Here is a 25404-nt window from a genome sequence, read left to right as displayed (position 1 = left end):
CCCTTAAATTAACCATCTGAGTTAAAGTCCTTATGTTAAGTTACTTAAAAGAAGTATTTAACTACCCAGGTTTTCTGGATTTGTTGTTAAGGTGTTGTGCATTTAAACTGCTTATTGGTTAAAGTCAAGAAAAGGACAGATATTTCTATTGTTGACAGCCACCTGCCCTGTAAAAGGGCCAGTTTATCCAAGATATTTGTGTTGAATCATAAATTGTTGTCAAAAACCCCCCCTACTGACTTCCGATGCGATCGCGCCGAAGGAACTTCAAACTGCTGATTTGTGCTATATATTCGCTTGATTCGTCTAAACTCCTATGTCAACCCTCGTTATCGTTGAATCACCCACAAAAGCCCGCACCATTAGGAACTATTTGCCCCAAGGATACCATGTTGAGGCATCAATGGGTCATGTGCGAGATCTTCCTGCTTCTGCGGAAGAAATTCCCCCATTTTACAAAGATAAAGACTGGGCCAATTTAGGAGTCAACGTCAAAAACGACTTTGAACCGATTTATGTGGTTCCTAAAGGCAAAAAAAAGGTAGTTCAAGTCCTAAAATCTGCCTTAAAGGGTGTAGATGAACTGATCTTAGCCACAGACGAAGATAGGGAAGGAGAAAGCATCAGTTGGCATTTGCTGGAAGTCTTACAGCCCAAAGTGCCTATCAAACGGATGGTATTTCATGAAATTACAAGAGAGGCCATCCAAAAGGCGTTAAAAAATTGTCGGGATATTGATGTCAATTTAGTCCATGCGCAGGAAACTCGCCGTATTTTAGACCGTTTGTACGGTTATACTCTCTCTCCCTTACTCTGGAAAAAAATTGCTTGGGGTCTCTCTGCCGGACGAGTTCAATCTGTGGCCGTTCGCTTATTAGTACAACGAGAACGGGAACGTCGGGCCTTCTTATCGGGGGGATATTGGGATTTAAAAGCCTTATTAGAAAAAGACAAAAGTCCCTTTGACGCTAAGTTAGTCAGCCTAAAAGAGAAAAAAATTGCTACAGGTAGCGATTTTGACCCTAAAACGGGTAAAATTGCCAAAGGACGGGATGTAGTGCTGCTTAATGAAACAGAAGCCAACGCCCTCAAAAAACGGTTAACTGGGAAACCTTGGACGGTGACGAATACGGAAGAAAAACCTACTACCCGTAAGCCTTCTCCTCCCTTTACTACGTCTACGTTACAACAAGAATCTAACCGTAAATTAGGCATCTCGGCAAGGGATACAATGCGAATTGCCCAGAAACTCTACGAAGAAGGGTATATTACCTATATGCGGACAGATTCCGTACATTTATCCGATGAAGCGATCACAGCAGCGAGAAATTGTGTCGAACAAAAGTACGGTAAAGAGTATTTGAGTCCTCAACCTCGTCAATATACGACCAAAAGTAAAGGGGCCCAAGAGGCCCATGAAGCTATTCGTCCTGCTGGTAGTCAATTCCGTACCCCTCAAGAGACGGGACTATCAGCCCAAGAATTAGCCCTCTATGACCTCATTTGGAAGCGTACAGTGGCTTCTCAGATGGCTAATGCCCAATTAACCGAATTAGTGGTTAATTTACAGGTAGAAGACGCAGGATTTCGTTCTTATGGCAAACGGATTGATTTTCCGGGGTTTTTCCGGGCTTATGTGGAGGGTTCAGATGATCCTGATGCGGCTATTGATAACCAACAAGTGATTTTACCCCCATTAAAAAAAGGGGATCATCCTGATTGTAAACAAATTGATGCGTTAGGTCATGAAACCCAACCCCCAGCACGTTTTACGGAAGCTTCTTTAGTCAAAACCCTTGAAAGTGAAGGGGTGGGTCGTCCTAGTACCTATGCTAGTATTATTGGGACAATTATCGATCGCGGTTATGCCCAAATGCGTAGTAAGGCGTTAGTTCCGACGTTTACGGCCTTTGCGGTGGTGAGTTTATTAGAACAACATTTTCCTGACTTGGTAGATATGAAATTTACCTCAAAAATGGAACAAACCCTTGATGAAATAGCCACAGGGGAGGCCAAATGGATACCCTATTTAGAAAAGTTTTATTTAGGGGAAAACGGTTTAGATACTCAGGTAAAAGTCAGAGTTGATCAAATTGATCCTGGGGTAGCTAAAGCGGTTAATTTAGAGAATTTGGATGCCCTGGTTAAAATTGGCAAGTTTGGTCCCTATTTAGAGGTTAAACAAGGGGAAGAAGTCATTACTGCTTCTATTCCCACCGACTTGACTCCTTGTGATCTTACTCCTGAACAGGTGGCGACCTTATTACGTCAGAAAACGGAAGGGCCGCAGAAGTTGGCGGTACATCCTGAAAGTGGAGAGACGATTTTTATTTTAATTGGGAGTTATGGCCCTTATGTACAGTTAGGGGAAGCAACCGAAGAAAATCAAAAGCCAAAACGGGCCTCTTTACCCAAAGGGGTTAAACCTGAAGATGTTACCTTAGAGATGGCTGTAGGTTTATTAGCGTTACCTCGTTTATTAGGAAATCATCCTGAAACGGGGGCTAAGGTTAAGGCCAGTTTGGGACGGTTTGGCCCTTATGTGGTGCATGATCAAGGAAAGGATGGTAAAGACTATCGTTCTTTGAAAGCAGAGGATGATGTTTTGAGTATTACGTTAGAAAGGGCCTTAGAATTATTAGCCCAACCGAAACGGGGAGGGGGTTCTAGAGGAACTAAGAAACCATTAAAAGAGTTAGGGGTTCATCCTGATGATCAAGAACCTGTGAATATTTATGAGGGGCCTTATGGTATTTATATTAAGCATGGAAAGGTTAATGCTGGACTATCGGAAGGGGAAACCATAGAGACTATGACGTTAGAAAAGGCGTTACCTTTATTAGCCGAAAAAGCGACTACGAAAAAGAAAACTACTCGTAAGTCTACGACAACTACTAAGACAACTACTAAGACAACTAAACGGACAACAAAAGCTAAAACTACAAGTAAAACGAAAGAGTAGAGGAGTATATTAAATGTAAGGTGGGCAATGCCCACCCTACAAAGTTTTTTGTTTAATTAATATGGCTAATTATGTTAGAACTTAAACATCAATTTCAAACATTTGAAGATTATATTTCTTATGATGATGGCACAGATAAGATCTATGAATTATTTAATGGAGAATTGATAGAAATGCCTCCAGAATCAGGAATTAATGTTCAAATTGCTAATCGAATTTTCTTGATTTTTGCTTTACTCATAGGAAGTGATCGGGTGAGGAGTCATGGGTTAGAATTAGAAGTGCGAGGCGAACCAAGAAATCGTTATCCTGACCTGACAATTATTAGGGAAGAACATATTAAAATGTTAGAAAAACGTAATACAATTCGTCTGTTTATGCCTCCTCCTTTATTAGTTATTGAAATTGTTAGTCCTGGAGAATTACAACGGGATCGAGATTATGTTGCTAAGCGGATACAATATCAAGATTGTCAAATTCCTGAATATTGGATTATTGATCCTGAAATTCAACGTTTATTAGTGTTAGAATTGACAAAAAATAGTTATACTGAGGTAGGTAATTTTTCAGGTAATGATAAAATTATATCTCCACAATTTAAAGAATTAACTTTAACTATTGGACAGGTTTTTGATTCAGTAAAATAAAATAAGTGTAAGAAAAACTATGATTAATGATAACCGACAATATTCTCCTGCTACTCAACGCAACCGCGAACCAATTTTAGAGGTTTTATTGCGTATTTTGCCACCCCAAGGTAACATTTTAGAAGTGTCTAGCGGAACAGGAGAACACGCTATCTTTTTTGCTCCTGCGTTAAGTCTTCGTCATTGGATACCTTCTGATCCTAATCCCATAGCAGGGGAAAGTATCGAAGCTTGGCGCAATGATAGCCCCTCAGATAATTTACATTCTCCCCTCAATATTAATGCAGAAGATTCTATCTGGGAAGTAGAAAAACAAGCTATCAAAATTGATGCTATTGTTAATATTAATATGATTCATATTGCCCCTTGGTCAGCTTGTTTAGGACTGATGGCAGGAGCAAAACGTATCTTATCAACTGGGGGCATTTTATATTTATATGGCCCCTACAAACAAGGGGGAAAACATACCGCCCCTAGCAATCTTTCTTTTGATGAATCCTTACAAAGTCAAAATCCTCAATGGGGGGTTCGTAACCTAGAAGATGTCATCAAAGTTGCAGAACAAGAAGGATTAAAGTTACAGGAAATTGTGTCTATGCCTGCTAATAATTTATCAGTAATATTTCAAAAACAAAAGTTATAAGCTCTTAAAACCTGAAGGGTTAAGCTATAAAGACAAAACCCGCCTACGCGGGTTTAATTTAGCCTCCCGAAAGGAGGCTTCGTTCCTATAGTATCAGACATAAGGTCTGTATGTAGGCGTTGATTTAACATAACAAGTTCGGTAGAATCAACAAATTAACTCTTAATAGAAATAAATTGCCCCATTTTGTTGTAAATTAATCGCACGATGTCCAAAGAAACTCGGTTCAGCTTTTTCAATGGTGACAGTTACGACATTATTATCACTAACATTAACATTAAATTTAAGAGTAAAGGGATTATCAACATCAACAGGTGTTTGGTAATAAACAACAATATAAGCACTATCACCGAAGTTTTTTAAAGTTGATGTATTCCCTGGAGCAAGAGTTTCAGGAGTAATTATTTCTACCCCTGTTAGATCATACTCTAAGGGAATTGTTGTGTTATTAATCAGTTTAATTTCTACGGGTTTTTTAGTATTAAATCGTGCAATAGGTTGCCAAAATCCAGGTTGATATGTTGCAGCAGGAGGATCTTTCGCTATTGCTTGAGTTGCCACATTAACTGGTAACGTAGTTAATAATGCTGCGATAGTATAAGAGATTATTTTCATTATGAATTATGAATTATGAATTATGAATTATGAATTATGAATTATGAATTATGAATTATGAATTATGAATTATGAATTATGAATTATGAATTATGAATTATGAATTATGAATTATGAATTATGAATTATGAATTGTCCATTGTCTATTATCCATTGTCAATTATCAATTGTTCGGCGATCGCCTCAGCCGTAGCCTCCCCTGTGCGCACTGCACCCTCAAAAAATCCAGGCTAACGATCAGCCATCTCTGTACCTGCCCAGTAAATCCTTCCTACTGGGGCTGTGAGTGTCTCACCGAAGCTTGTCCATACACCTGGCGGCATAAAGGCAGCGTATCCCCCTCCAACCCAAGGTTCGCCCGGCCAGTCAGCCTCCTCATAAGTAGAAGGAGACAAAGCTTGATCACCGAAATAAATTGCTAAATCACAGAGGACGGCAGAGTCGATCCACTGTCCTGATGGTAAGTACTGACCGTACATCCTACCTCCGAAACGTTCTTGTGCTTCGACGACCAGAACATTGTGACCCGACCGAGATAAATTACGGGCTGCGATGAGTCCAGCCAGTCCAGCACCGACGACGATACAGTCATAGATAATTGGGGCAGGCATATTTTTGTACTTTTCTAATATTAAGATTTAGTGCTATAATAAGAAATTGTGTCTAATTTCATAAAAGTTCATGCCCAAACTGAAGACTCGAAAGGCAGCAGCAAAGCGTTTTCGCGCCACAGGAAGCGGAAAGATTTTACGACGAAAAGCCTACAAAAACCACTTATTAAACCATAAAAGTGCTGAACGTAAACATCGTCGTTTGTCTCATTTAGCCTTAGTTCACGAACGAGATGAAGAAAATGTTCGTCTGATGCTTCCTTATCTATAGACAAGCACACAATCCACTAAACACTATCATTTAGAGAGTCACTATGACCAGGGTAAAACGGGGTAACGTTGCTCGTAAACGTCGCAAAAAAATTCTGAAATTAGCCAAAGGTTTTAGAGGTTCCCACTCTAGACTTTTCCGTACTGCTAATCAACAGGTGATGAAAGCATTACGCAATGCTTACCGCGATCGCCGTAAACGTAAAGGAGATTTTCGTCGTCTTTGGATTACCCGTATTAATGCGGCGGCCAGAATGCACGGCTTGAGTTATAGTAAACTCATTTGTAAACTAAAGGAAGCCAATATTGAGCTTAACCGCAAAATGTTAGCTCAGTTAGCAATACTTGAACCTGAAACATTTGCCAAAGTCATTGAAGTTGCCATTTCAGCTAAATGATTAATCTAGGGAAAAACAAGCGATTCTAATCATAAAAGAAACGCTTGTTGACAAGTCAGGGGACAATGATCAGGGTAGTATTTGAAGCAAAAATATGAATCAAAAACCTAAAATTATTGTCCTTAATGACAATCCCATAGAAATAATATAATAATAGTTTAGTTGACAAAAAATGCTCTATGAAACTGACATTATAAAATGGGTTGAACAACAAATATCACTAATTAAAGAACAACGCTATACAGAAGTAGATTGGGTCAATGTATTAGAAGAGATTGAAGACTTGAGTAAACGAGAACGGGATAGATTTTTATCGTCTATTCGCTTAATTATTCAACATTTATTAAAATGGGAATATCAACCCGAAAAACGCTCTAAGTCTTGGGAAATAACCATCAAAAGAGAACGAAATCATCTTAAGCGATATCTGAGGGATACCCCCAGTTTAAAACGATATTGGGAGGACTTATCAAAAGTTTATCAGGATGCTAGGGCAGATGCTGCTAATGAAACCGGAATTTCTGACTGGCAATTTTCTGATCACTGTCCCTATTCCTCTGAACAAATCCAATCGGATTGGTTTCCGGTAGAAGAGAAATATTAATAATATTAATAATATCTTAAACCCTGAATATAGGTTAAAAATATGGTGACAGTAACAACCGCCAAATTTTCAGTTAAAGACTATCATAAAATAGTAGAATCTGGTATTTTACATAATCACCAAGTAGAGTTAATTAACGGACTTATTAGTTATTCTTGGGCAATTTTAGCTTGTAAAACATTGTCTAGTTTATGATAATTTTTGCCTTTTATCTGGTTTGGGCTATAATAGAAAAATAAATTAACTTAAAAATAGTCTTATGACTTCTTCTTCAACGATTGAGACTACCCAAATACCCCAAAATGAGGTAATCTTTCCTCAAGGTGAATTTTGGAGTGATGAACCTCCCTTGGAAAGTAACTTACATCTCAGGCAAATTTTACTGTTAATTCAATGTTTAGAATGGGTATGGCAAGATAGAGATGACTATTTTGCCACAGGTAATTTAACCATTTACTATAGTCCCAACCAGAAGAAATCAGAATTTTTTCGAGTACCTGATTTTTTTGTGGTTTTAGGAACAACTAGAGATCAAACTCGTAAAAGTTGGGTAGTTTGGCAAGAAGGAGGAAAATATCCCAATGTTATTGTGGAAATTCTCTCAGAAAGTACCGCAAAAATAGACCGAGAAGAGAAAAAAGAAACCTATCAAGATATCTTCCGCACACCTAATTATTTTTGGTTTGATCCTGTTACTTTGGAGTTTCAAGGGTTTAGTTTAATAGCAGGAACCTATCAACCCATTGAACCCAATGAACAAGGATGGTTATGGAGTCAGCAATTGGGGTTATATTTAGGGATTTATAATCAACAATTACGGTATTTTACTGCCGATGGTCAACTAGTTCCCACTCCTGAAGAAGCAGTGTTCAAAGAAAGGGAAAAGTCGTCCAAATTAAGGGACAAGTTAAGGGAATTAGGAATTAATCCTGATGAAATCTAGTTAATTTAAGGGTAAAATAAACTCGGCTCTACCGGACAAGTTATGCTAAATTATTACAAATATAGACTTTAACTCTAAAGAGTTAAGCTATACAAACCAAGGTTGCCTACGCAACCTATCGTTTAGTCCGCGCTCGTCGGACTTAGTTTTTATAGGATCAGACATAAGGTCTGTTATTAATAATTAGTTTAGCATAGTAAGTCCGGTAGAGCCATAAACTCAATCTAGATATCTAAATAATATTACATAATAAATCAGGTGGACAACTGACAAAAAAAGGAGTATATAAGCCTTATTCTCTCGTTGAAAAAATCATCCACGACGACCTCCGAACTCCTAACACCGAACACAGGTTAAAAGGGTAGCAACTTAGGGACAAATCATGGGACAATGATAACGATGGTATTGGAAGCAAAAAGATGAATCAGCAACCGAAAATTATTGTCTTAGATGATGATCCGACGGGTTCCCAAACCGTTCACAGTTGTTTATTATTGATGCAATGGGATGTAGACACCCTCAGATTAGGTTTAAGGGATGAGGTTCCTATTGTCTTTATTCTCACTAATACTAGAGCATTAACCCCTGAAAATGCCAGCCAAATCACTAGAGAAGTTTGTCATAATCTTAAATTAGCGATCGCGGCAGAAAATATCACAGATTTTGTTATTGTTAGTCGTTCTGATTCGACTCTTAGAGGTCATTATCCCATCGAAACAGATGTCATTGCTGAGGAGTTAGGAGGTTTTGATGCTCATTTTTTGATTCCTGCTTTTTTTGAAGGGGGAAGACAAACTCTTGAGAGTGTTCATTATTTAAAAATAGAGGGTAAGTTAACCCCGGTTCATCAAACAGAATTTGCTCAAGATTCGGTTTTTGGTTATCACTATAGTTATCTGCCTGATTATGTCGAAGAAAAGACAAACGGACGTATAAAAGCGACTGAAGTAGAGAGATTTTTATTAACTGATATCCGTCAAGGAAGTTTAGAAAGATTGCTGCAATTAAAGGATAATCAATGTGCAGTTGTTGACGGAGAAGTTCAAGAAGATTTAGATAAATTTGCTGAAGATTTATTAAAAGCTGCTGCATCAGGAAAACGATTTTTATTTCGCAGTGCTGCTAGTATTTTAACATCTTTAGCACAACTTGGCCTCCAACCTATTGGGGCAGAAGAAATGGCAAAATATAAGCCTACTGCTAATCCTGGTGTGGTTATTGTAGGATCTCATGTTAAGAAAACTACTCAACAATTAGAAGATTTATTACAACAATCTGAGGTAGTTGGAATAGAAGTTGATGTTAAAAAATTACGAGATAATCCTAATCAGAAGGATAAGTTATTAGAAGATATATTAAACCGAGTTAACACAGTTTATCAAACAGATAAAACTCCTGTAGTTTATACCAGTCGAGAAGAATTAACCTTTGATACCGTACAACAAAGGTTGGATTTTGGTATTGCGGTTTCTGCTTTATTAATGGACATTGTGCAAGGTTTACCCTCTGATATGGGATTTTTAATTAGTAAGGGTGGAATCACTTCTAATGATGTTTTAAGTACGGGTTTAAATTTGCGATCGGCACGTTTATTAGGTCAAGTTTTAGCCGGATGTTCAATGATAAGCACCGAAAAAGATCATCCTTTATTTCCTAATTTACCTGTAATTTTATTTCCTGGAAATGTGGGTAATGTTCAAGGGTTAACTACAGTTTATTCTAGGTTGAAAAAATCTGTTTAATTAAAGTTTTCTGCAATTTTGATATTTCCCTATCATAAATTATGAACAATTAATCTTTATTTAAGAAAGATTAATCCCTATTTTACAATTTGTGATGAAGTTCAGTTAATTGAGTAAACGTTAGACTATAATTCATTTAGAAACAGATTTAATCTTAAGCAAATATGAGCTTTATTGAGGGATTAAAAATATGACTGTTAGAACCCTAATCATTGATAATCAAAACATAGCCATTGAAGAAGGAAGTACCATTCTTGATGCTACGAAAGAAGCCGGAATTTTTATTCCTACCTTATGTCATTTAGATGGGGTTTCTGAAGCAGCAGCTTGTCGTCTTTGTTTAGTAGAAATAGAAGGATCAAATAAATTATTTCCTGCTTGTGTTACCCAAGTTGCAGAAGAAATGGTGGTGCAGACTAACACACTAAAACTGCAAGAATATCGTCGCATGACAATTGAACTTTTCTTTGCAGAAGGAAACCATTTTTGTGCTGTTTGTGTGGCTAATAATAACTGTGAATTACAAGATATGGCCATTGCTGTAGGTATGGATCATTCTCGTTTTCCTTATCAGTTTCCTAAGCGAGAAATTGATGTTTCTCACCCAATGTTTGGTATTGATCATAACCGTTGTATTCTGTGTACTCGTTGTGTAAGAGTCTGTGATGAAATTGAAGGGGCCCATGTTTGGGATGTGGCAAATCGAGGATCTGAGTGTAAAATTATATCAGGATTAAATCAACCTTGGGGGACAGTAGAAGCTTGTACATCTTGCGGTAAATGTGTTGATGCTTGTCCCACAGGAGCTATTTTCCGTAAGGGATCTACAGTAGCAGAAAAAGAACGCGATCGCTCTAAATTAGAATTCATTGTTAATGCTAGAGAAAAACATGAATGGACAAGATAATTTTAGTTAGAAATTAGAGAGTAAATTATGCGTAAAATTAAATTAGCTACAGTTTGGTTAGCGGGTTGTTCGGGTTGTCATATGTCTTTTTTAGATTTAGACGAGTGGCTATTAGAATTAGCGCAAAAAGTTGAAGTTGTTTATAGTCCCGTTGGTTCAGATATCAAAAAATATCCAAAAGATGTAGATATTTGTTTAGTAGAAGGAGCGATCGCTAATGAAGATAATCTAGAATTAATTCAGCAAGTAAGGAAAAATACAAAATTTGTTATTTCCTTTGGAGATTGTGCCGTAACTGCTAATGTTCCTGCCATGAGAAATATGATGGGAGGACCAGATTTAGTGTTAAAACGAGCTTATTTAGAATTAGGAGATATTACCCCACAATTACCAGATGAACCTGGAATTGTTCCCGAATTATTAGATAAAGTTCGTCCAGTACATGAAGTAATTTCAGTAGATTTATTTGTTCCGGGATGTCCTCCAGATGCTCCTAGAATTCGGCAGACACTGGAGACACTTTTAAGAGGAGAAAAACCCCTTATGCAAGGGCGAGAAATGATTAAATTTGGTTAAATAATTGGTAAAATATAATGTTAAAAACTCAAGAAAGCTTATACACTTTTGAAGAATATTGTAACTATAATGATGATCCAGATAATCGTTATGAATTGGTCAACGGAAAACTAGAAATTATGAATCCTCCTACCTTTAGACATTTACTGATTGCTAAGTTCTTAGAACAAGAATTTGACAAACAAATTAAACAGCTTAACTTGCCTTGGGTATGTCTTAAAGATGCAGGAATTAGAACCGGATGGCGTAAATCTAGACTGCCTGATCTTTATATTATTCCCTTAGAAGAAATCAGGGAATATCTGGATAAATCAGCTATTAGTGAAACCCCTCCTTTATTAGTTGTAGAAGTAATTAGTCCTGATTCAATTAAACGAGATTATCGTTATAAAAGATCAGAATATGCAGCATTAGGAATTCCTGAATATTGGATTATTGATCCCTTAGAAAATACTATTTCTATTCTTCAATTAGAAGATGGATTTTACGAAGAAAAAAAATTCACTAATCAAGATACAATTATTTCTTTAACTTTTCCTGAATTATCTTTAACAGTAACGAAAGTTTTAGAATCTGAAAAAAATGATTAAAAAAGATTAAAATTAGGTCAACTGACTCAAATAATGGTATAAATAAATCAGAATTATTTTTCCTTTCTTTATGAAACCTTATACCTTAATTGCCCCTGCTAAAATTAATTTATATTTAGAAATTATTGGCGATCGCCTTGATGGTTATCATGAATTAGTAATGATTCTTCAAAGTATTGAGTTAGCTGATCGTCTAGAAATTCGACCTAATGGAACTCAACACATTCGCTTACATTGTGACCATCCTCAAGTTCCCTTAGATGCCACTAATTTAGCTTATCGGGCCGCCCAATTAATGATACAAGAATTTCCTACCGCTTTTGCAAATTATGGGGGAATAGACATTACTTTAGATAAACGTATTCCAGTTGCAGCAGGGTTAGCAGGAGGTTCAACTAATGCGGCAGCTATTTTAGTCGGGCTAGACTTAATGTGGGAACTAGGGTTAACCTTACCAGCATTACGACGTTTAGGCGAAAAATTAGGGTCAGATGTCCCCTTTTGTATAGGAGGAGGAACCGCGATCGCAACAGGGAGAGGAGAAAAATTAGACCCTATTCAAGATTTAGATAATTTATGGGTAGTTTTGGCAAAATATAACAGTATTGCGGTTTCTACTCCTTGGGCCTATCAAACCTATAAAAAACAATTTGTTGAAACTTATATTAGGGATCATGGGGAAGTTTTATCTCGTTCATCGGAGGTACATTCTGGCCCATTTGTACAAGCAATTACACAAAAAAATGGGGTTAAGATTGGAGAATTAATACACAATGATTTAGAAAAGATTGTGTTACCAGAATATCCAAAAGTTGCTCAGTTAAGAGATATTTTACAACAACTAGGGGGACTGGGAACCATGATGTCAGGATCAGGTCCAACCGTGTTTACATTATGTGAATCTAAAATAGAAGCAGAAACCATTAAAAAGCAGGCAAAAGAAATGATTAATGATCCAGACTTAGAATTTTGGGTAACTCAATTATCAAGTAGTGGAATTCAAGTAGAATAAGCAATTTTTGTAGGTTGGGTAGAGGCACAAAACTTTGATAATGAATAATATTAAAAATCGGGAAAAAAACAAATCTAATTCCCGAAAATATGATATAATTCAATTTAATCAATTGAGTTAATTAGAATCGCTGGAGACAGATTTTTTGCCTGTAAAGAAACTCAAAATAGATTGAAGTGCATTGACTAAAGGGTTAGGAGGTGTAGAGGTTATATCAGAGGGTTGAGTAGAAGATAATTTATCAGCTTGCTTACCCTGACAAATCTCTAAAAACTGAGTTAACTTTGCGGTATCATTCACTGAATTTTGTCTCAATTTTTGAGTTTTGAGGGATAATTCCCCTTCTCCAATATAAGCCAGCCATTTTTCAAAATCCCCTCGTTTTAAGTAAGTAATTCCTTCTTGGGGGAACTGTTGGCAGACTCCTACTAACTCTTGTACACTGTAAGCTAGTTGACCACTGCTAAATCTGAATGGTTCTGTCATTGTCCGAATCTCCAACTAATTAGCAAATCTCACTAAGATTTTAGCGATTTATTCCTAGAAAAACCCGAAAAAATTATTAAGTGTCTATTTAATTTATTAACTCTTTCAGCAAAAACTCAGACGTTAATCACAATACATTTATTTTAGTCTGAGAAAGTAGAAAAGGTAGATCCTCTCTGTTAGCTGTAATCCATGAAACTAATCCATTATTGGGGAAAAATATTAAATCCTACCTCATTACAGATGAGATTAACCCTAGGAATCGCTGTTGTTTCTATTTTAGGACTAACAGGGGTAGTCAGTTGGATTAGTTGGCGAATGCAGCAAATTTTAATCATTACTCATAAAAATAATACTCAATATATTGTAGGCCGTTTTCCTCACGATGTAGAAATTTATAGTGATATGGTGACTTTAGAAGAAGGAATGCAAAAAGCCATCGATAATTTAACTAACACTTATACTTTATTGTGGGTTAAAACTCCTCAAGGTAAAATTTCTGCTCAATCTGTATCTCTTAAAATGTCCCCTCAAAAAAATATCTTAGTCTCTTTTAAAGATCTCTCCTCTCAACCTAATCTACAATTAGTAAATGGACGTTATTGGTTATTATGTTCGACGAAATTAAAGGTTAAAGGAGTTAATTTAGGACAATTTTATATTGCCCAAGATATCACTAATGATCAAACAATGTTTCTCAGTTTAATCGGTAGTCTTAGCTTTGCTAGTTTAATTGCTATTATTTGCATGACAGTAGCAATTGCTTGGTATATATGGCGTTCTCTTCAACCTTTAGCCCGTATTAGTCATCTTACCGCTAATATTTCTCCTGAAAAATTAGGAGAAGTACAAATTGAATTAAAAAATGCTCCCAGTGAGGTCAAAGAATTAGCACAAACTTTAGAAACAACTTTACTTCGTTTAGCAGATAATTATGAACATCAACGTCAATTAGTCAGTAATGTTTCCCATGAATTAAGAACACCTTTAACTCTAGTATCAGGTTATTTGCAAAGCATTTTGAGACGAGGTACTAATCTAACGGATATGCAGCGAGACGCATTAGAAATTGCCGCTTCAGAAGCTAACCGTACAATTCAATTATTACAGGATTTATTAGACTTAGCTAGGGCTGATAGTGGACGAATGCACTTTCATCTAGAACCCTTGATTTTAAATGAATTATTCGATGAAGTTAAAGGAATGGTAAGTCAATATAACGATCGCTTAATTGAATTTGTGTTACCTTCTGATAAAGTGATAATTAAAGTTGATAGTAATCGTCTTAAACAAGTCTTATTAAATTTAATTGATAATGGGGTTAAATATTCGAGTGAACAGTCTCCTATTATGGTTAAACTTGTTCAAATTCAAGAGAAAGCAATTTTAGAAATATGTGATCATGGAATCGGAATTCCTCTGTCTGATCAAGTCCGAATTTTTGAGCGATTTTATCGAGTTGATGAAGCTAGAAGTCGCACTACAGGCGGAACAGGACTAGGACTTTCTATTGTTAAAACCTTAGTAGAAGGAATGGGAGGAAGCATCGGAGTTACCTCTCAATTAGGAAAAGGCAGTACCTTTACAGTTAGTTTTCCTTTATGTCGATAAAGTCTCTAATTTCTTGCTGTATCCAGTCAATAACTTGAGTGATTGCTGGTTGTAAACTAGGACTTATTTCTAATCCTAATCCCAAGTTTTCTGCTTCAATAAGATAGACAATTACATCCTTGGGAAAATCTTCTTGAAATATCTTTTTTCCTGCTGCTAAAGCGTGATCCCAACGAAAATCATGTAAACTATAACTAGGTTCTGGTAAAGCTTCTAATTCTTCCCCAGGAACTTTATAAATAGTGCCGGGTTCTGATCCCGTAGAACAAGCATCAATAATGATTAATTTTTGACTACCCCTCGCTTGAAACATTACTTCCATTCCGGCAGTTCCACAGTCATAAATACGAATGTTAGATAAGGTATTTTCTCTGAAAAATTGTTGTAATTTTTGAGCAATAATTACTCCGACTGCATCATCACAACGATTCAAATTACCACAACCAATAATTGTTAACATATCTCATCGTTTTGGTGGGTATAAGGCCTAACCCTAAAGGGTTGGGCTATAGGAACAAAGCCCGCCTGCGCGGTCTATTCGAGTAATTATTAATATTTGCAACTGCGAGCATTTCAAAAGAATAAAATAGCCCTTTTATTTTACCAAGGGATAGTGTTCTTCTAAACAAATTTTTAATGTCTTGGCATCAAAGATAATGGGTAAAAAATGAATACTATTAACTTCTTTAAAATAAAAGAGAATCGGTACCGGATACCAGAAAATCTCCCAATTTTGCCACTCTGAATAAGGAAAGTGACGAAGTAATTTATTAGAACGGTAAACATCTAACGCAGTTGGGGTAAACTGTAAACGGATAGTTACTGTTTGTATTAACAGAAATAACCCGAATAATGCTAGGGGTAAACTTAGCCAAGGTTGAATAAAAAGTAAGGCGATCGCTATGCCAATCAGTACTAAGGGAATATTATATTTGGGGGCGAGTTCAACCGTTTTCGGAGTGACAGCAGATGAATTAATTGAGGTCATATTAAACTACTAACGGATATTAAACATGGGCTAAAACGTTATATAATGATATTATAGCACATTCTATCGAAAACTTTGAGAGTTAATCTAATATGAGTCCGATCAACTTTAATGTCAAACCAGAAATTTCTATTATTTTAATTACTTATAATCGAGCTAACTATCTCAAAAAAGCTATTGAAAGTGTCATCAATCAAACTTTCAAAAATTGGGAATTATTAGTGATTGATGATGGCAGTAAGGATAATACTTTTGAAATAGTCAATCCTTTTGTAGAAAATAATGAAAGAATTCGTTATTTTCGTCATACTAATAGAGGACTTGCTCATGCCAGAAATGCAGGAATTCAAGCTTGTTTTGGAAATTATATCACATTTTTAGATAGTGACGATAGTTATAAATCCAATCACTTAGAATCAAGATTAGAGTATATGGAATCTCATCCAGAATTAGAAGCAATTACGGGAGGATTTGAACTAGAAGAAGAAATTTTTATTGTTGACTATTATCAGCAGGATAAAACAATTAGTTTGCGAGATTGTGTTATGTGTCCAACGATTTTTGGTAAACGTTATGTTTTCTTTCAAATTAAAGGATTTCAAGATCTTCCCTATGGAGAAGATACGGATTTATGGAACAGAATTGAAGATAAATTTAAAACGGAACGAATTACAAAGCCAGAAACCTATGTTTATACGAGAGCAGAAAATAGTTTTACTAAAAGCATTTATAAGGAAAAAATAAAATCATAATTAAGGAAAATCATTTAATGGATAATATGCCCACAGTAGCCCAAGTTGAGGGATATTATCCATTTTAGCAATTTATCAATTTTTTACTAAAATTTTAACATAATAAGTCTTGTAAAACCATAATTATAGAAGCAATTCTTACTAATCTATGTTACAATCCAAAAATGAGCAACTTAAACTACATTTTTTCAGTATAAATTGCTAAATAATCATAGTAAGCAAGTATCACTAATTAAGTAAAAAAACTTAGGTAGATTACTGATGCCAGAACAAACTAAAGTCCCAGATTCTTCTGAAATATTAGTAGTTATTGTCAACTACAAAACACCAGATTTGACTATTGATTGCTTAAAATCTCTGACGAATGAAATCCAATCACTTCCTAGTATGAAAGTGGTAGTTGTTGATAACGATTCAGCAGATGGTTCAGTGAAAAAAATTCAAGAAGCCATTAACAATGAAGCTTGGTCTTCTTGGGTTTCACTAATTGCTTCAGACAAGAATGGGGGGTTTGCTTTTGGCAATAATCTAGCCATTCGTCCTGTCTTAGAATCCTCTTCTCCTCCCCCCTATTTCTTATTACTAAATCCAGATACGATTGTACATCCAGATGGGATAAAAATCTTAGTAGATTTTATGAATAAAAATCCCCAGGTTGGCATTGCGGGGAGTCGCTTGGAAGAACCTGATGGAACACCTCAATGCTCAGCCTTCCGGTTCCATTCTATTTTCAGTGAGTTTGATAATTCCCTATGTTTAGGCATTGTCTCAACGTTATTAAAACCTTGGATAATCGCCCCTCCAGTTTCTGTTGTTGATTGTCAAACAGACTGGGTTGCAGGTGCAAGTATGATTATTCGTCGTGAAGTTTTTGAAGCTATTGGACTACTTGACGAAGGTTATTTTATGTATTTTGAAGAGGTAGATTTTTGTTTACGAGCGCATCAAGCAGGATGGAATTGTTGGTATGTTCCTGAAAGTCGAGTGATTCATTTAGTCGGACAAAGTTCAGGGGTAACTAACACCAAAGTTCCACCAAAACGTCGTCCTCAATATTGGTTTGATTCTCGTCAACGTTTTTTTCTCAAAAACTATGGTTTGCTTTATACTGCTTTAACGGATGGAGGCGCAATTATTGGATTTTTTCTCTCGAAAATTCGCGCTAATCTTCAGGGAAAGTCTCGTAACTTGCCTCCTGAATTTTTCAGTGATTTTTGTAAAAATAGTGTTTGGATAAAACGTAATTCTCAGTCAACCTAGTATTTGTTTTATAATTCTTTTACAGGATATTTTGTCAACTCAATGATAAAAAGATGGAAGCACAAACCGACTTAATCAAAACTAATCAACCCGTTGATATTATCCCCCAAAGTTTATGGGAACAAGTGAAGGAAGATTGGATAGCTCATGAAAAAGACTGGACAAGACCAGGATTTCGGGCAGTTGCTGTTAATCGATTTGGGGTTTGGAGAATGAAAATTGAACCCAAGTTTTTGCGCGCTCCCTTTAGTATTATTTATCGTTTTTTGTATCGCTATGTTCGTAATATTTATGGCATTGAGTTACCCTATACTGTCGAGTTAGGTCGGCGAGTTATTATTGAACATCAAAGCTGCATTGTTATTCACGGCCATGCTGTTATTGGTGATGATTGTATTATTCGTCAGGGAGTAACATTAGGAAATCGATATTTAAACTGTCCTTTGGATGCTCCCAAACTAGGTAAACGAGTTAATATAGGAGCAGGTGCTAAAATCTTAGGGAAGGTTATAATTGGAGATGATGTGAATATTGGAGCTAATGCCGTAGTTTTATCAGATATTGCCGAAGGTCAAACTGTCGTCGGTATTCCTGCTCGCATTCTCTCAAAAAAATCGACTTAAAATCAAATTTAACCTTTATATTTTTTTCCTGGAAAATAGTGTAATTATTTGAGTTATAATTAAATTCTATGCAAATAAAACGACAAAATACCAGTATTCTTGTGGATGATAATGCCATGAGAGTTTATGTTGCTAGTCCCGAACAAGATGGTCAATGTCCAGGTATTTTATTTTACTCTGATATCTATCAGTTAGGTAGTCCTATTACTAGACTGGTTGATCATTTAGCCGGATATGGATTTGTGGTTGCAGCCCCTGAAATTTATCATCGGTTACTACCCATAGGAACCATAATTGAACCTGATGATTTAGGACGTATTCAAGGTAACGAAGCTGCTAGAAAAACAGCTTTATCTGAGTTTGATATAGATGCTAAAGCAATTATTGATTTTTTAGCAAAAAATGACAGTGTTGCTTCTGGAAAAATAGGAACTATGGGTTTTTGTATTGGGGGACATCTGGCTTTTCGTGCTGCCTTTAACCCTGAAATTATGGGTTCAGTTTGTGTTTATCCTACAGGTATTCATAATGGTAAATTAGGACGAGAAAAAGCCGATAGTTTAGCCAGAATGCAAGAGATAAACGGTCAAGTGTTAATGATTTTTGGAACTTTAGATCCTCATGTTCCTGATGAGGGAAGAACGTTAATTATAGACATACTTAAAAAGACTAATATTACTCATAAAATTGTTACCTATGAAGCTAATCATACATTTATGAGAGATGATGGTTATCGATTTGATCCGGTTGCTACTGATTTAGCTTGGCGAGAAATTACTGATTTTTTGATATCGATTTTTTCCAAATAAATCGGACTTATAAATATTGAATTTTCATGGTGTTTCCTCCTTAAAATTTCTATCAAAGAAAGCATTATGAACTGTTTCTCCATCTTCTAATAGGATATTAATTTAGTTAAAAATTTAAAAATAATAGGGTGAGCATAACCCACCCTAAACCTTGATAAAAATTTGGCAATTTAGTAAACTTCAACGTGCCAACGATGTTCTTTTTTGAGGGTCTTAACAAAATCAGACCATTCTACACCTTGCTCTTTAGCAAAAGGACTTAATCCTTCTTCGATACCACTTTCCATCCCTTTGAGTCCACACATATAGAGGTGGGTTTTAGGATTTTGTAGCATTCCCCATAACTCTTCAGCGTGTTCAGCGACCCGATGTTGAATATACATCCGTCCACCGTCTTTATTTTTCTCTTCCCGACTGATAGCATTGGTAAGACGGAAGTTTTCCGGATAATCGGCGACCATCTGCTCTAAATGATCTTTATAGAGAATATTCGCGGTAAAAGGAACTCCAAAAATTAGCCAAGCTAACCCTTTGAATTTATAATCTTCGTGTTGTTCCTTAAACATCCGCCATAAGAAAGCACGGAAAGGAGCAATACCCGTTCCTGTAGCCAACATAATAATAGTGGCATCTTCGTCATCGGGCAGTAACATTTCTTTACCCACAGGGCCACTAATAGCCACATCGTCCCCTGGTTTGAGGAAACATAAGTGAGTAGAACAAACCCCGTAAACGGTTTGCTTGGTTTCGGGATGTTCATATTCGAGTTGACGAACACATAAAGAGACAGTTTTATTATCCTTCATATCGCCATGACGAGTCGAAGCGATCGAATAAAGTCTTACTTTATAGGGTTTACCATTTTCATCCGTTCCTGGGGGGATAATACCTATACTTTGCCCTTCTACATATTGTAGATCACCGCCAGAGATATCAAAGGTTAGGTGTTGAACAATCCCTGAACCTCCTTCAGCCACCAGAGGATAATTTTCCACACACTTCCCAATATAAGGGTTGTTAGGACGATAAATATTGACGGGTACTTGTACCTTCGTTTCAGTCATAGACTTAGTTTTTACTTCTTGAGTTTTGCTTACTGGTGGTTGACTAACCTCGGCTTGACTTTGGCGTGTTGGAGTAACTTTTAACGGGGTGTCAGCATTCAAGGGTTTGATACTCACAATACGGCCGCCCATAGCATTAATGCGGCGCATTTCCTGATTCATTCGTTGATAAGGCACGGTGATAAACACACTGCCACTGTTACGAATGGGATAGTCAAGATTATCATTTTTTGTATTCTGACTTAACCCCACCACTTCATACACAAACAAACGATTGCCATATTCGGTGGTGTTGGCCAAAGCTGCCGCTAAACCTGGATTGTACATGGTTTATCTAGCTCCTAACTCAAATTAATTATAAGCACTGCATTCTTTAGCCTACCATCGGGAGGTAATCTTAAATACATACTGCTTCATGAGGAAGGTAAACCAAAACTCAGACCAGGCCGTGAGTAGAGCCTAACGAATTCCAATATAAAAAACTGTCAAGCTTGCGTCAGTTTTAGAATTTTTTAGGAAAAGGCCAAAGTTTAGGCAACAAAGCGTAGGAAAGATGGTAGGGTGTATAATATCTTCTCCATAGGGAAAGATATTTCGACTATAAACAAAGTTACCCATAGGCTAATAGAGTAATATTCCACTTGTTGGAGACTTTAACTAAATGGTAACGAAATCGGGTTAACAATTTAATTTTGCAGTTTAGAGGGAAGCTATGACCACTCAATTAGACCGCGTGGTTCTTATTGGTGTCGCTGGAGACTCCGGTTGCGGTAAATCTACATTTTTACGTCGCTTAATTGATTTATTTGGCGAAGAATTTATGACGGTTATCTGTTTAGATGATTATCATAGTCTTGATCGTCAAGGCCGAAAAAAAGCAGGGGTAACTGCTTTAGATCCTAAAGCTAATAATTTTGATTTAATGTATGAGCAAATTAATGCTCTTAAATCAGGTCACGCTATTGATAAACCTATTTACAATCACGAAACAGGGATGATTGATCCCCCTGAACGGATAGAACCTAATAAGGTGGTTGTGATTGAAGGTTTACACCCCTTATATGATGAAAGAGTTCGTTCTTTAGTTGATTTCAGTGTCTATCTTGATATTAGCGATGAAGTCAAAATTAATTGGAAAATTCAGCGCGACATGGCCGAAAGAGGTCACAGTTACGACGATGTGTTAGCCTCTATTAATTCTAGAAAGCCTGATTTTACTGCTTATATTGAACCTCAAAAACAACACGCTGATGTGGTTATTCAGGTGTTACCCACTCAATTATTAGAAGATCGTGAAAGCAAGTTATTACGGGTTCGTTTAGTTCAAAAAGAAGGCATTGCTAATTTTGAACCTGCTTATCTATTTGATGAAGGGTCTACTATTGATTGGCGGCCTTGTGGACGTAAATTGACTTGTACTTATCCTGGACTAAAAATGTACTATGGCCCTGATAATTTTATGGGTAATGAAGTCTCTATATTAGAGGTAGATGGTCAATTTGATAATCTCGAAGAAATGATCTACATTGAAAGTCATTTAAGTAAAACCGGAACTAAATATTACGGTGAAATGACTGAATTACTTCTTCATCATAAAGATTATCCAGGTTCGGAAAATGGAACCGGGTTATTCCAAGTGTTAGTTGGACTCAAAATGAGAGAAACTTACGAAAAATTAATGGTAGTGGAAAAAGTTCCTGTCGAAGTGTAATTTTAAGTTTCAATTTCAGTTTTAATCGTGGGAGATTTTATTTTTCTCTCACGTTTTTTTTTATGATTAAAATAAATAAGTAAAATGTTATAATCAAGGTAATCTTTCATATCTATTAGGAGTACAAGATGGAAAAAATTAATCTTCAAGTCGAAGTTGAATCCTCAATCGCCCACCTCTATAAAACAATGGATTCAAGCCAACAAAAAAAGATTCATTTATTATTGGGAATGTGGTTAAAAGAAGCCATCACTAATCAAACCTCTTTAGAAGACATCATGGAAAAATGTAGCCAAGAAGCACAAGCAAATGGGTTGACTCCTGAGATTTTAGAATCTCTTTTGCAAGAAAGCTAATGAATAGGATTGTTATTGATACAAACGTAATTATTAGTGCAATTTTATTCAACAACTCAGCCCCTGCCAAGACCGTTAATTTAGTCAAGAAACAAGGGTTAATTCTCTTGTCTGATACCATCTTTCAAGAAATGCAGAAAACGATTACTCGTCCTAAATTTGACCGTTATTTAAGTTTTGATAGTCGTCGCCAACTTTTAAACAAATTATTAAGTGCATTAATTTCTATAAAAACTGTTATAATCAAAGTAAATTAGAGTTACTGCTATATAATAATGCCTAAAGCCATCACTACGAACTTTTCTATGGTGACTTTAATTATGACCAGCTATTTAGTTAAAATGTAATTGTATTTATTATAGGTGTGAGTTTATGAAAGTTTGGGCAACAACGGTTATTGTTCTTTTTGTTTTCGTTCAAATGTTTCAGTGGGTTAAGGGGTTTATTCTTCCTTTGCCTATTTATGTTTTAGCGGGTGCTTTTTTAGCGATCGCGTCTAATTATGAGAAGGGAATTAGTCTTTTTGTCAAAGCTTCTTCCTCTAATTTAAACGAAGATAACAACAATTTGTAGGGGCATAATATATTAAGTAGTCAAGCAAAATTAATTGCACAGCCTCCGGCGGGTTTATCTAGTTTTTTGGTGAGAATCATGGATTTATGTAAAAAACCCGCCCCTACGCAATTTTGTATAATTAATTTTCTCTACCTACTTATGCCCTTACAGAGTTTATTTAGGTTCAACTTCTAATGCTTTCATTTGCGCTTTCATTTGGGCTAATTCTTGTTGTACTAATGCTAATTGTTGACGTTCTGTTTCTAGCTGTTGCTGAGATAATTTTGCGGTTTCTTCGGGGGTTAAAACTAATTGACCTTCAGAGGTAAAATACCGCAATTGTTTGTCATATATTCCTAAATATAACCCTAATTCTTGACTCCATAACCACCCTTGTTCTGTGGGTTCAATGGGTTGATATTGTCCTTCCATTAACCGAAAACCTGCTAATTCTAAACTATCAGGATCAAACCAAAAATAATTAGGAGTACGAAAAATATCCTGATAAATTTGTTTTTTTTCCTCTTTGTCTATATGAGCGGTACTATCAGAAAGAATTTCAATAATCAGATTAGGATATTTTCCGCCTTCTTGCCAAACAACCCAACTTTTTCGCTCTAATTTTCTTTCTGTCCCTAATACCACAAAAAAGTCAGGGCCGCGAAAATATTCTGATTTCTTTTGATTGGGACTATAATAAATGGTCAGATTTCCCGCAGCAAAAAAATCATTACGGTCTTGCCATAACCATTCCAAACACTGAATTAACAGTATAATTTGTCGTAAGTGTAAATTACTTTCCAAGGGTGGCTCATTACTCCAAAATTCACCATGAGGAAATGTTATCTCATTTGAGTCTACTAAGGAAGATTGAATCGTTTGGGATGAAGTAAAAGTCATAATTTATCAATTAAGAGCTTATTTATAGTTTAGTGGATTCTTTGCTGCTAAAATGAGGCATAGATTGTAGGTTAGGTTGAGGCACGAAACCCAACAAACCGCCAGTCCTAATACATCAAATTAGCAGCAAACAAGGGTGGGTTAGATGGCAATCGGTGTCAACTTAAGCACCTTTCGTAATTGTGGATCAAATACTTCATCTAATCCATCAAAAAGAGCAATCACTTGACCTTTTTTTAATTTGTCGTCTAGGGAATGTTGATTAAGGTGACAAAAGAGATTACCTTGATGAAAAAATTCAAGAAAATTCTTACATTTATTTTCTGCTTTATCTCTCGCATAAATCCGCAATTCTATCAAAAGAGGTAAGGGAGAAAAAGCGCGATTCCTCGGTTCTTTCTCAGCCCAATTTAAAGCTAAATATTGCAATAAACTAGATTTACCTGCTGCTTGAGTGACCCCCCAGACTATCAACCCGTCAACCATAGACCCTCTTTTACCCCTGTAAATTACTGATAATTATACTAGTTAAGTATTCATAATTAAATGGAATTTTACAATTTGTTATGATATCAAGGAGATGCTGACACCTTGAAAGGTGTAGCTACCAAAACAAAGCTCGCCTTCGCGGGCTGAATTATGTATTAATTAAAAGAAGTTTAATGAACAAAGAAGATTGTAGGGTTCAACGGCCGTTGACCCCTACTAAACAACTTAAGCTAAGATACTTTGACCAGAGATTTCTCGCTTTTCTTTCAACTGATTAATTAAGTTTAAAGTTTGCTGATAAGCAATGAGTTGTTCTTGCTTATCAAATTGATGTAAAGCCCTGTTTAAATCTCTCAATGCAGCTTGTTCTAATCCCATCGCATAATAACTAATCCCTCGATTAACATAAGCTTGTGCAGAATCAGAATTTAGTTTAATAACTTGGTTAAAATCATCAATTGCCGCTAAATAATGTTGAGTTTTATAGTGAATACAACCTCGATTATAATAAGCTTGATCATTGACAGGGTTTAGACTAATTGATTGAGTTAACTCAGTTAGAGAATTTGCCATATCTCCAGAATTAAAATAAGCTAATCCTTTCTCATTATAAATCAAAGATTTTTGCTCATCTGTCTCTAATTTTTCGGAAAGAAGGGCTTGTTCATAATTTTTTAAAGCTTGAGAATAATCTTGTAGCGCAACATAAACTAATCCTTGATTATAATAAGCCTGATAATTCTCTTTATCCCTTTTAATAACTTCTTGATACTGAGACAATGCCTGATAATAATTACCTAAGCGATACTCAGCTAACCCTAAGTTTAAATAAACATCTGTCTGGTTAGAATTACGTTTAATAGCCTCCGTACAATCTGATTTAGCTGCTTGATTTTGGTTTAAATTAAGATGAACTAAACAGCGATTAGTATAAGCAGCAGTTACCCATTTACTCTCAGAATTAATAACTTGTGTAAAATCTAAAATAGCTTGACTATAATTGCTTTTTTCTGTTTGTTCTATTCCCTGATAAAATAAATCCGAAGCTTGACTACTAGATAGAATTTCTGAGAGTGCTTCTGTCGGTTGTTCTCCTGAAAAAAGCAACAAACAAACAATTAAGCACAATTTAAAGAATGCTGTACAATATTTACTCATAATCTCAGTCCTCTTTAACAGTTATCAGTTATCAGTTAAAAGTTAAAAGTTCAGATTTTTCGCACTTTTTAGTTTAGTGATGGTGCAAGATCTGAATTTAACCCAAGTTCTACTGATCTAAG

The 25404-nt window shown here is 35.9% G+C and carries 30 protein-coding genes and 2 pseudogenes; 22 read left to right on the top strand and 10 right to left on the bottom strand.

Features of this window, described 5'->3' with window-relative positions:
• Positions 1 to 316 precede the first annotated feature (316 nt).
• The 3 genes from topA (at position 317) to AsFPU1_RS10715 (ending at position 4252) form a co-directional block, all read left to right on the top strand.
• A complete protein-coding gene (gene topA / locus AsFPU1_RS10725; protein ID WP_124970297.1) occupies positions 317 to 2962 on the top strand; it encodes a type I DNA topoisomerase in 2646 nt (881 codons plus the stop codon).
• 71 nt (positions 2963 to 3033) lie between these two features.
• Positions 3034 to 3609 carry a Uma2 family endonuclease gene (locus AsFPU1_RS10720; RefSeq protein ID WP_124970294.1) on the top strand — a complete coding sequence of 192 codons (576 nt, stop codon included), beginning with the start codon at positions 3034 to 3036 and terminating at the stop codon, positions 3607 to 3609.
• A gap of 22 nt (positions 3610 to 3631) precedes the next feature.
• Positions 3632 to 4252: a DUF938 domain-containing protein gene (locus tag AsFPU1_RS10715; protein WP_124970690.1), complete on the top strand. Its 621-nt coding sequence runs from the start codon at positions 3632 to 3634 to the stop codon at positions 4250 to 4252.
• 162 nt (positions 4253 to 4414) lie between these two features.
• On the opposite strand, the gene AsFPU1_RS10710 is transcribed toward AsFPU1_RS10715, so the two are convergent.
• The 3 genes and pseudogenes from AsFPU1_RS10710 to AsFPU1_RS23430 all read right to left on the bottom strand — a co-directional run.
• Positions 4415 to 4867: a hypothetical protein gene (locus AsFPU1_RS10710; protein WP_124970291.1), complete on the bottom strand. Its 453-nt coding sequence runs from the start codon at positions 4865 to 4867 to the stop codon at positions 4415 to 4417.
• 233 nt (positions 4868 to 5100) lie between these two features.
• Positions 5101 to 5307: pseudogene (locus AsFPU1_RS23435) on the bottom strand (FAD-dependent oxidoreductase); the annotation flags it as partial.
• Between the two features lie 12 nt (positions 5308 to 5319).
• Positions 5320 to 5478, bottom strand: a pseudogene (locus AsFPU1_RS23430) (FAD-dependent oxidoreductase); the annotation flags it as partial.
• 70 nt (positions 5479 to 5548) lie between these two features.
• On the opposite strand from AsFPU1_RS23430, the gene rpmI reads away from it, so the two are divergent.
• The 10 genes from rpmI (at position 5549) to ispE (ending at position 12520) form a co-directional block, all read left to right on the top strand.
• Entirely contained in the window at positions 5549 to 5749 is a 201-nt protein-coding gene (rpmI, locus tag AsFPU1_RS10700; protein WP_124970285.1) for a 50S ribosomal protein L35, read from the top strand.
• A gap of 43 nt (positions 5750 to 5792) precedes the next feature.
• On the top strand, positions 5793 to 6146 hold the full coding sequence (rplT, locus tag AsFPU1_RS10695; protein ID WP_124970282.1) for a 50S ribosomal protein L20: 354 nt from the start codon (positions 5793 to 5795) through the stop codon (positions 6144 to 6146).
• 172 nt (positions 6147 to 6318) lie between these two features.
• On the top strand, positions 6319 to 6750 hold the full coding sequence (locus AsFPU1_RS10690) for a DUF29 domain-containing protein (RefSeq protein ID WP_124970279.1): 432 nt from the start codon (positions 6319 to 6321) through the stop codon (positions 6748 to 6750).
• A gap of 42 nt (positions 6751 to 6792) precedes the next feature.
• Positions 6793 to 6945, top strand: coding sequence for a hypothetical protein (locus AsFPU1_RS22625; protein WP_172957400.1), 153 nt, complete (start codon positions 6793 to 6795; stop codon positions 6943 to 6945).
• Positions 6946 to 7009: 64 nt separating this feature from the next.
• Complete coding sequence (locus tag AsFPU1_RS10685; RefSeq protein WP_124970276.1) at positions 7010 to 7693, top strand: Uma2 family endonuclease; 684 nt, start codon at positions 7010 to 7012, stop codon at positions 7691 to 7693.
• 419 nt (positions 7694 to 8112) lie between these two features.
• Positions 8113 to 9435 carry a four-carbon acid sugar kinase family protein gene (locus AsFPU1_RS10680; protein ID WP_124970273.1) on the top strand — a complete coding sequence of 441 codons (1323 nt, stop codon included), beginning with the start codon at positions 8113 to 8115 and terminating at the stop codon, positions 9433 to 9435.
• Positions 9436 to 9625: 190 nt separating this feature from the next.
• A complete protein-coding gene (gene hoxU / locus AsFPU1_RS10675; protein ID WP_124970270.1) occupies positions 9626 to 10342 on the top strand; it encodes a bidirectional hydrogenase complex protein HoxU in 717 nt (238 codons plus the stop codon).
• Positions 10343 to 10369: 27 nt separating this feature from the next.
• Positions 10370 to 10918, top strand: a complete 549-nt coding sequence (locus AsFPU1_RS10670; RefSeq protein ID WP_124970267.1) for an NADH-quinone oxidoreductase subunit B family protein — start codon at positions 10370 to 10372, stop codon at positions 10916 to 10918.
• A 17-nt stretch (positions 10919 to 10935) separates the two neighbouring features.
• Complete coding sequence (locus AsFPU1_RS10665; protein WP_124970264.1) at positions 10936 to 11508, top strand: Uma2 family endonuclease; 573 nt, start codon at positions 10936 to 10938, stop codon at positions 11506 to 11508.
• A gap of 70 nt (positions 11509 to 11578) precedes the next feature.
• Positions 11579 to 12520 (top strand): 4-(cytidine 5'-diphospho)-2-C-methyl-D-erythritol kinase, encoded by a 942-nt coding sequence (gene ispE / locus AsFPU1_RS10660; RefSeq protein ID WP_124970261.1) that lies wholly within the window; start codon positions 11579 to 11581, stop codon positions 12518 to 12520.
• 117 nt (positions 12521 to 12637) lie between these two features.
• On the opposite strand, the gene AsFPU1_RS10655 is transcribed toward ispE, so the two are convergent.
• Positions 12638 to 13006, bottom strand: coding sequence for a hypothetical protein (locus tag AsFPU1_RS10655; RefSeq protein WP_124970258.1), 369 nt, complete (start codon positions 13004 to 13006; stop codon positions 12638 to 12640).
• A gap of 192 nt (positions 13007 to 13198) precedes the next feature.
• Here AsFPU1_RS10655 and AsFPU1_RS10650 point away from each other — a divergent pair, with 192 nt between their 5' ends.
• Entirely contained in the window at positions 13199 to 14617 is a 1419-nt protein-coding gene (locus AsFPU1_RS10650; protein WP_124970255.1) for a sensor histidine kinase, read from the top strand.
• On the opposite strand, the gene AsFPU1_RS10645 is transcribed toward AsFPU1_RS10650, so the two are convergent.
• Both AsFPU1_RS10645 and AsFPU1_RS10640 read right to left on the bottom strand, forming a co-directional pair.
• Positions 14595 to 15077, bottom strand: coding sequence for a hydrogenase maturation protease (locus tag AsFPU1_RS10645; protein ID WP_124970252.1), 483 nt, complete (start codon positions 15075 to 15077; stop codon positions 14595 to 14597). The two genes, AsFPU1_RS10650 and AsFPU1_RS10645, sit on opposite strands and share 23 nt — an antisense overlap.
• Positions 15078 to 15212: 135 nt before the next feature.
• On the bottom strand, positions 15213 to 15605 hold the full coding sequence (locus AsFPU1_RS10640; RefSeq protein WP_124970249.1) for a DUF3119 family protein: 393 nt from the start codon (positions 15603 to 15605) through the stop codon (positions 15213 to 15215).
• A 92-nt stretch (positions 15606 to 15697) separates the two neighbouring features.
• Here AsFPU1_RS10640 and AsFPU1_RS10635 point away from each other — a divergent pair, with 92 nt between their 5' ends.
• The 4 genes from AsFPU1_RS10635 (at position 15698) to AsFPU1_RS10620 (ending at position 19049) form a co-directional block, all read left to right on the top strand.
• The gene (locus tag AsFPU1_RS10635) at positions 15698 to 16357 is read left to right on the top strand and encodes a glycosyltransferase family 2 protein (RefSeq protein ID WP_124970246.1); all 660 of its coding nucleotides are present in this window, start codon (positions 15698 to 15700) and stop codon (positions 16355 to 16357) included.
• 261 nt (positions 16358 to 16618) lie between these two features.
• The gene (locus tag AsFPU1_RS10630; protein ID WP_124970243.1) at positions 16619 to 17617 is read left to right on the top strand and encodes a glycosyltransferase family 2 protein; all 999 of its coding nucleotides are present in this window, start codon (positions 16619 to 16621) and stop codon (positions 17615 to 17617) included.
• Between the two features lie 53 nt (positions 17618 to 17670).
• Positions 17671 to 18240 carry a serine O-acetyltransferase gene (locus AsFPU1_RS10625; RefSeq protein WP_124970240.1) on the top strand — a complete coding sequence of 190 codons (570 nt, stop codon included), beginning with the start codon at positions 17671 to 17673 and terminating at the stop codon, positions 18238 to 18240.
• Between the two features lie 68 nt (positions 18241 to 18308).
• Positions 18309 to 19049, top strand: a complete 741-nt coding sequence (locus AsFPU1_RS10620; RefSeq protein ID WP_124970237.1) for a dienelactone hydrolase family protein — start codon at positions 18309 to 18311, stop codon at positions 19047 to 19049.
• 170 nt (positions 19050 to 19219) lie between these two features.
• Here AsFPU1_RS10620 and cpcD/petH read toward each other — a convergent pair whose 3' ends face one another.
• Positions 19220 to 20440 carry a bifunctional rod-capping linker CpcD/ferredoxin--NADP reductase PetH gene (gene cpcD/petH, locus AsFPU1_RS10615; protein ID WP_124970234.1) on the bottom strand — a complete coding sequence of 407 codons (1221 nt, stop codon included), beginning with the start codon at positions 20438 to 20440 and terminating at the stop codon, positions 19220 to 19222.
• Between the two features lie 385 nt (positions 20441 to 20825).
• Here cpcD/petH and AsFPU1_RS10610 point away from each other — a divergent pair, with 385 nt between their 5' ends.
• The 4 genes from AsFPU1_RS10610 (at position 20826) to AsFPU1_RS10595 (ending at position 22753) form a co-directional block, all read left to right on the top strand.
• Complete coding sequence (locus AsFPU1_RS10610; RefSeq protein WP_124970231.1) at positions 20826 to 21824, top strand: phosphoribulokinase; 999 nt, start codon at positions 20826 to 20828, stop codon at positions 21822 to 21824.
• A gap of 128 nt (positions 21825 to 21952) precedes the next feature.
• Positions 21953 to 22180, top strand: coding sequence for a hypothetical protein (locus AsFPU1_RS10605; protein WP_124970228.1), 228 nt, complete (start codon positions 21953 to 21955; stop codon positions 22178 to 22180).
• On the top strand, positions 22180 to 22437 hold the full coding sequence (locus AsFPU1_RS10600; RefSeq protein WP_124970225.1) for a putative toxin-antitoxin system toxin component, PIN family: 258 nt from the start codon (positions 22180 to 22182) through the stop codon (positions 22435 to 22437). Before AsFPU1_RS10605 ends, AsFPU1_RS10600 begins: the two co-directional genes overlap by 1 nt.
• Before the next feature lie 115 nt (positions 22438 to 22552).
• Complete coding sequence (locus tag AsFPU1_RS10595) at positions 22553 to 22753, top strand: hypothetical protein (protein WP_124970222.1); 201 nt, start codon at positions 22553 to 22555, stop codon at positions 22751 to 22753.
• Positions 22754 to 22909: 156 nt separating this feature from the next.
• Here AsFPU1_RS10595 and AsFPU1_RS10590 read toward each other — a convergent pair whose 3' ends face one another.
• The 3 genes from AsFPU1_RS10590 to AsFPU1_RS10580 all read right to left on the bottom strand — a co-directional run bounded on the left by AsFPU1_RS10590 (position 22910) and on the right by AsFPU1_RS10580 (position 25282).
• Positions 22910 to 23635, bottom strand: coding sequence for a Uma2 family endonuclease (locus tag AsFPU1_RS10590; protein ID WP_124970219.1), 726 nt, complete (start codon positions 23633 to 23635; stop codon positions 22910 to 22912).
• Positions 23636 to 23776: 141 nt separating this feature from the next.
• Complete coding sequence (locus AsFPU1_RS10585) at positions 23777 to 24121, bottom strand: hypothetical protein (RefSeq protein WP_227873333.1); 345 nt, start codon at positions 24119 to 24121, stop codon at positions 23777 to 23779.
• A gap of 228 nt (positions 24122 to 24349) precedes the next feature.
• Positions 24350 to 25282, bottom strand: coding sequence for a tetratricopeptide repeat protein (locus tag AsFPU1_RS10580; protein WP_124970216.1), 933 nt, complete (start codon positions 25280 to 25282; stop codon positions 24350 to 24352).
• Positions 25283 to 25404: the final 122 nt, after the last annotated feature.

The sequence above is a fragment of the Aphanothece sacrum FPU1 genome (assembly GCF_003864295.1).
GTDB lineage: Bacteria > Cyanobacteriota > Cyanobacteriia > Cyanobacteriales > Microcystaceae > Aphanothece_B > Aphanothece_B sacrum.
This window is presented reverse-complemented; position numbering and strand designations above follow the sequence as displayed.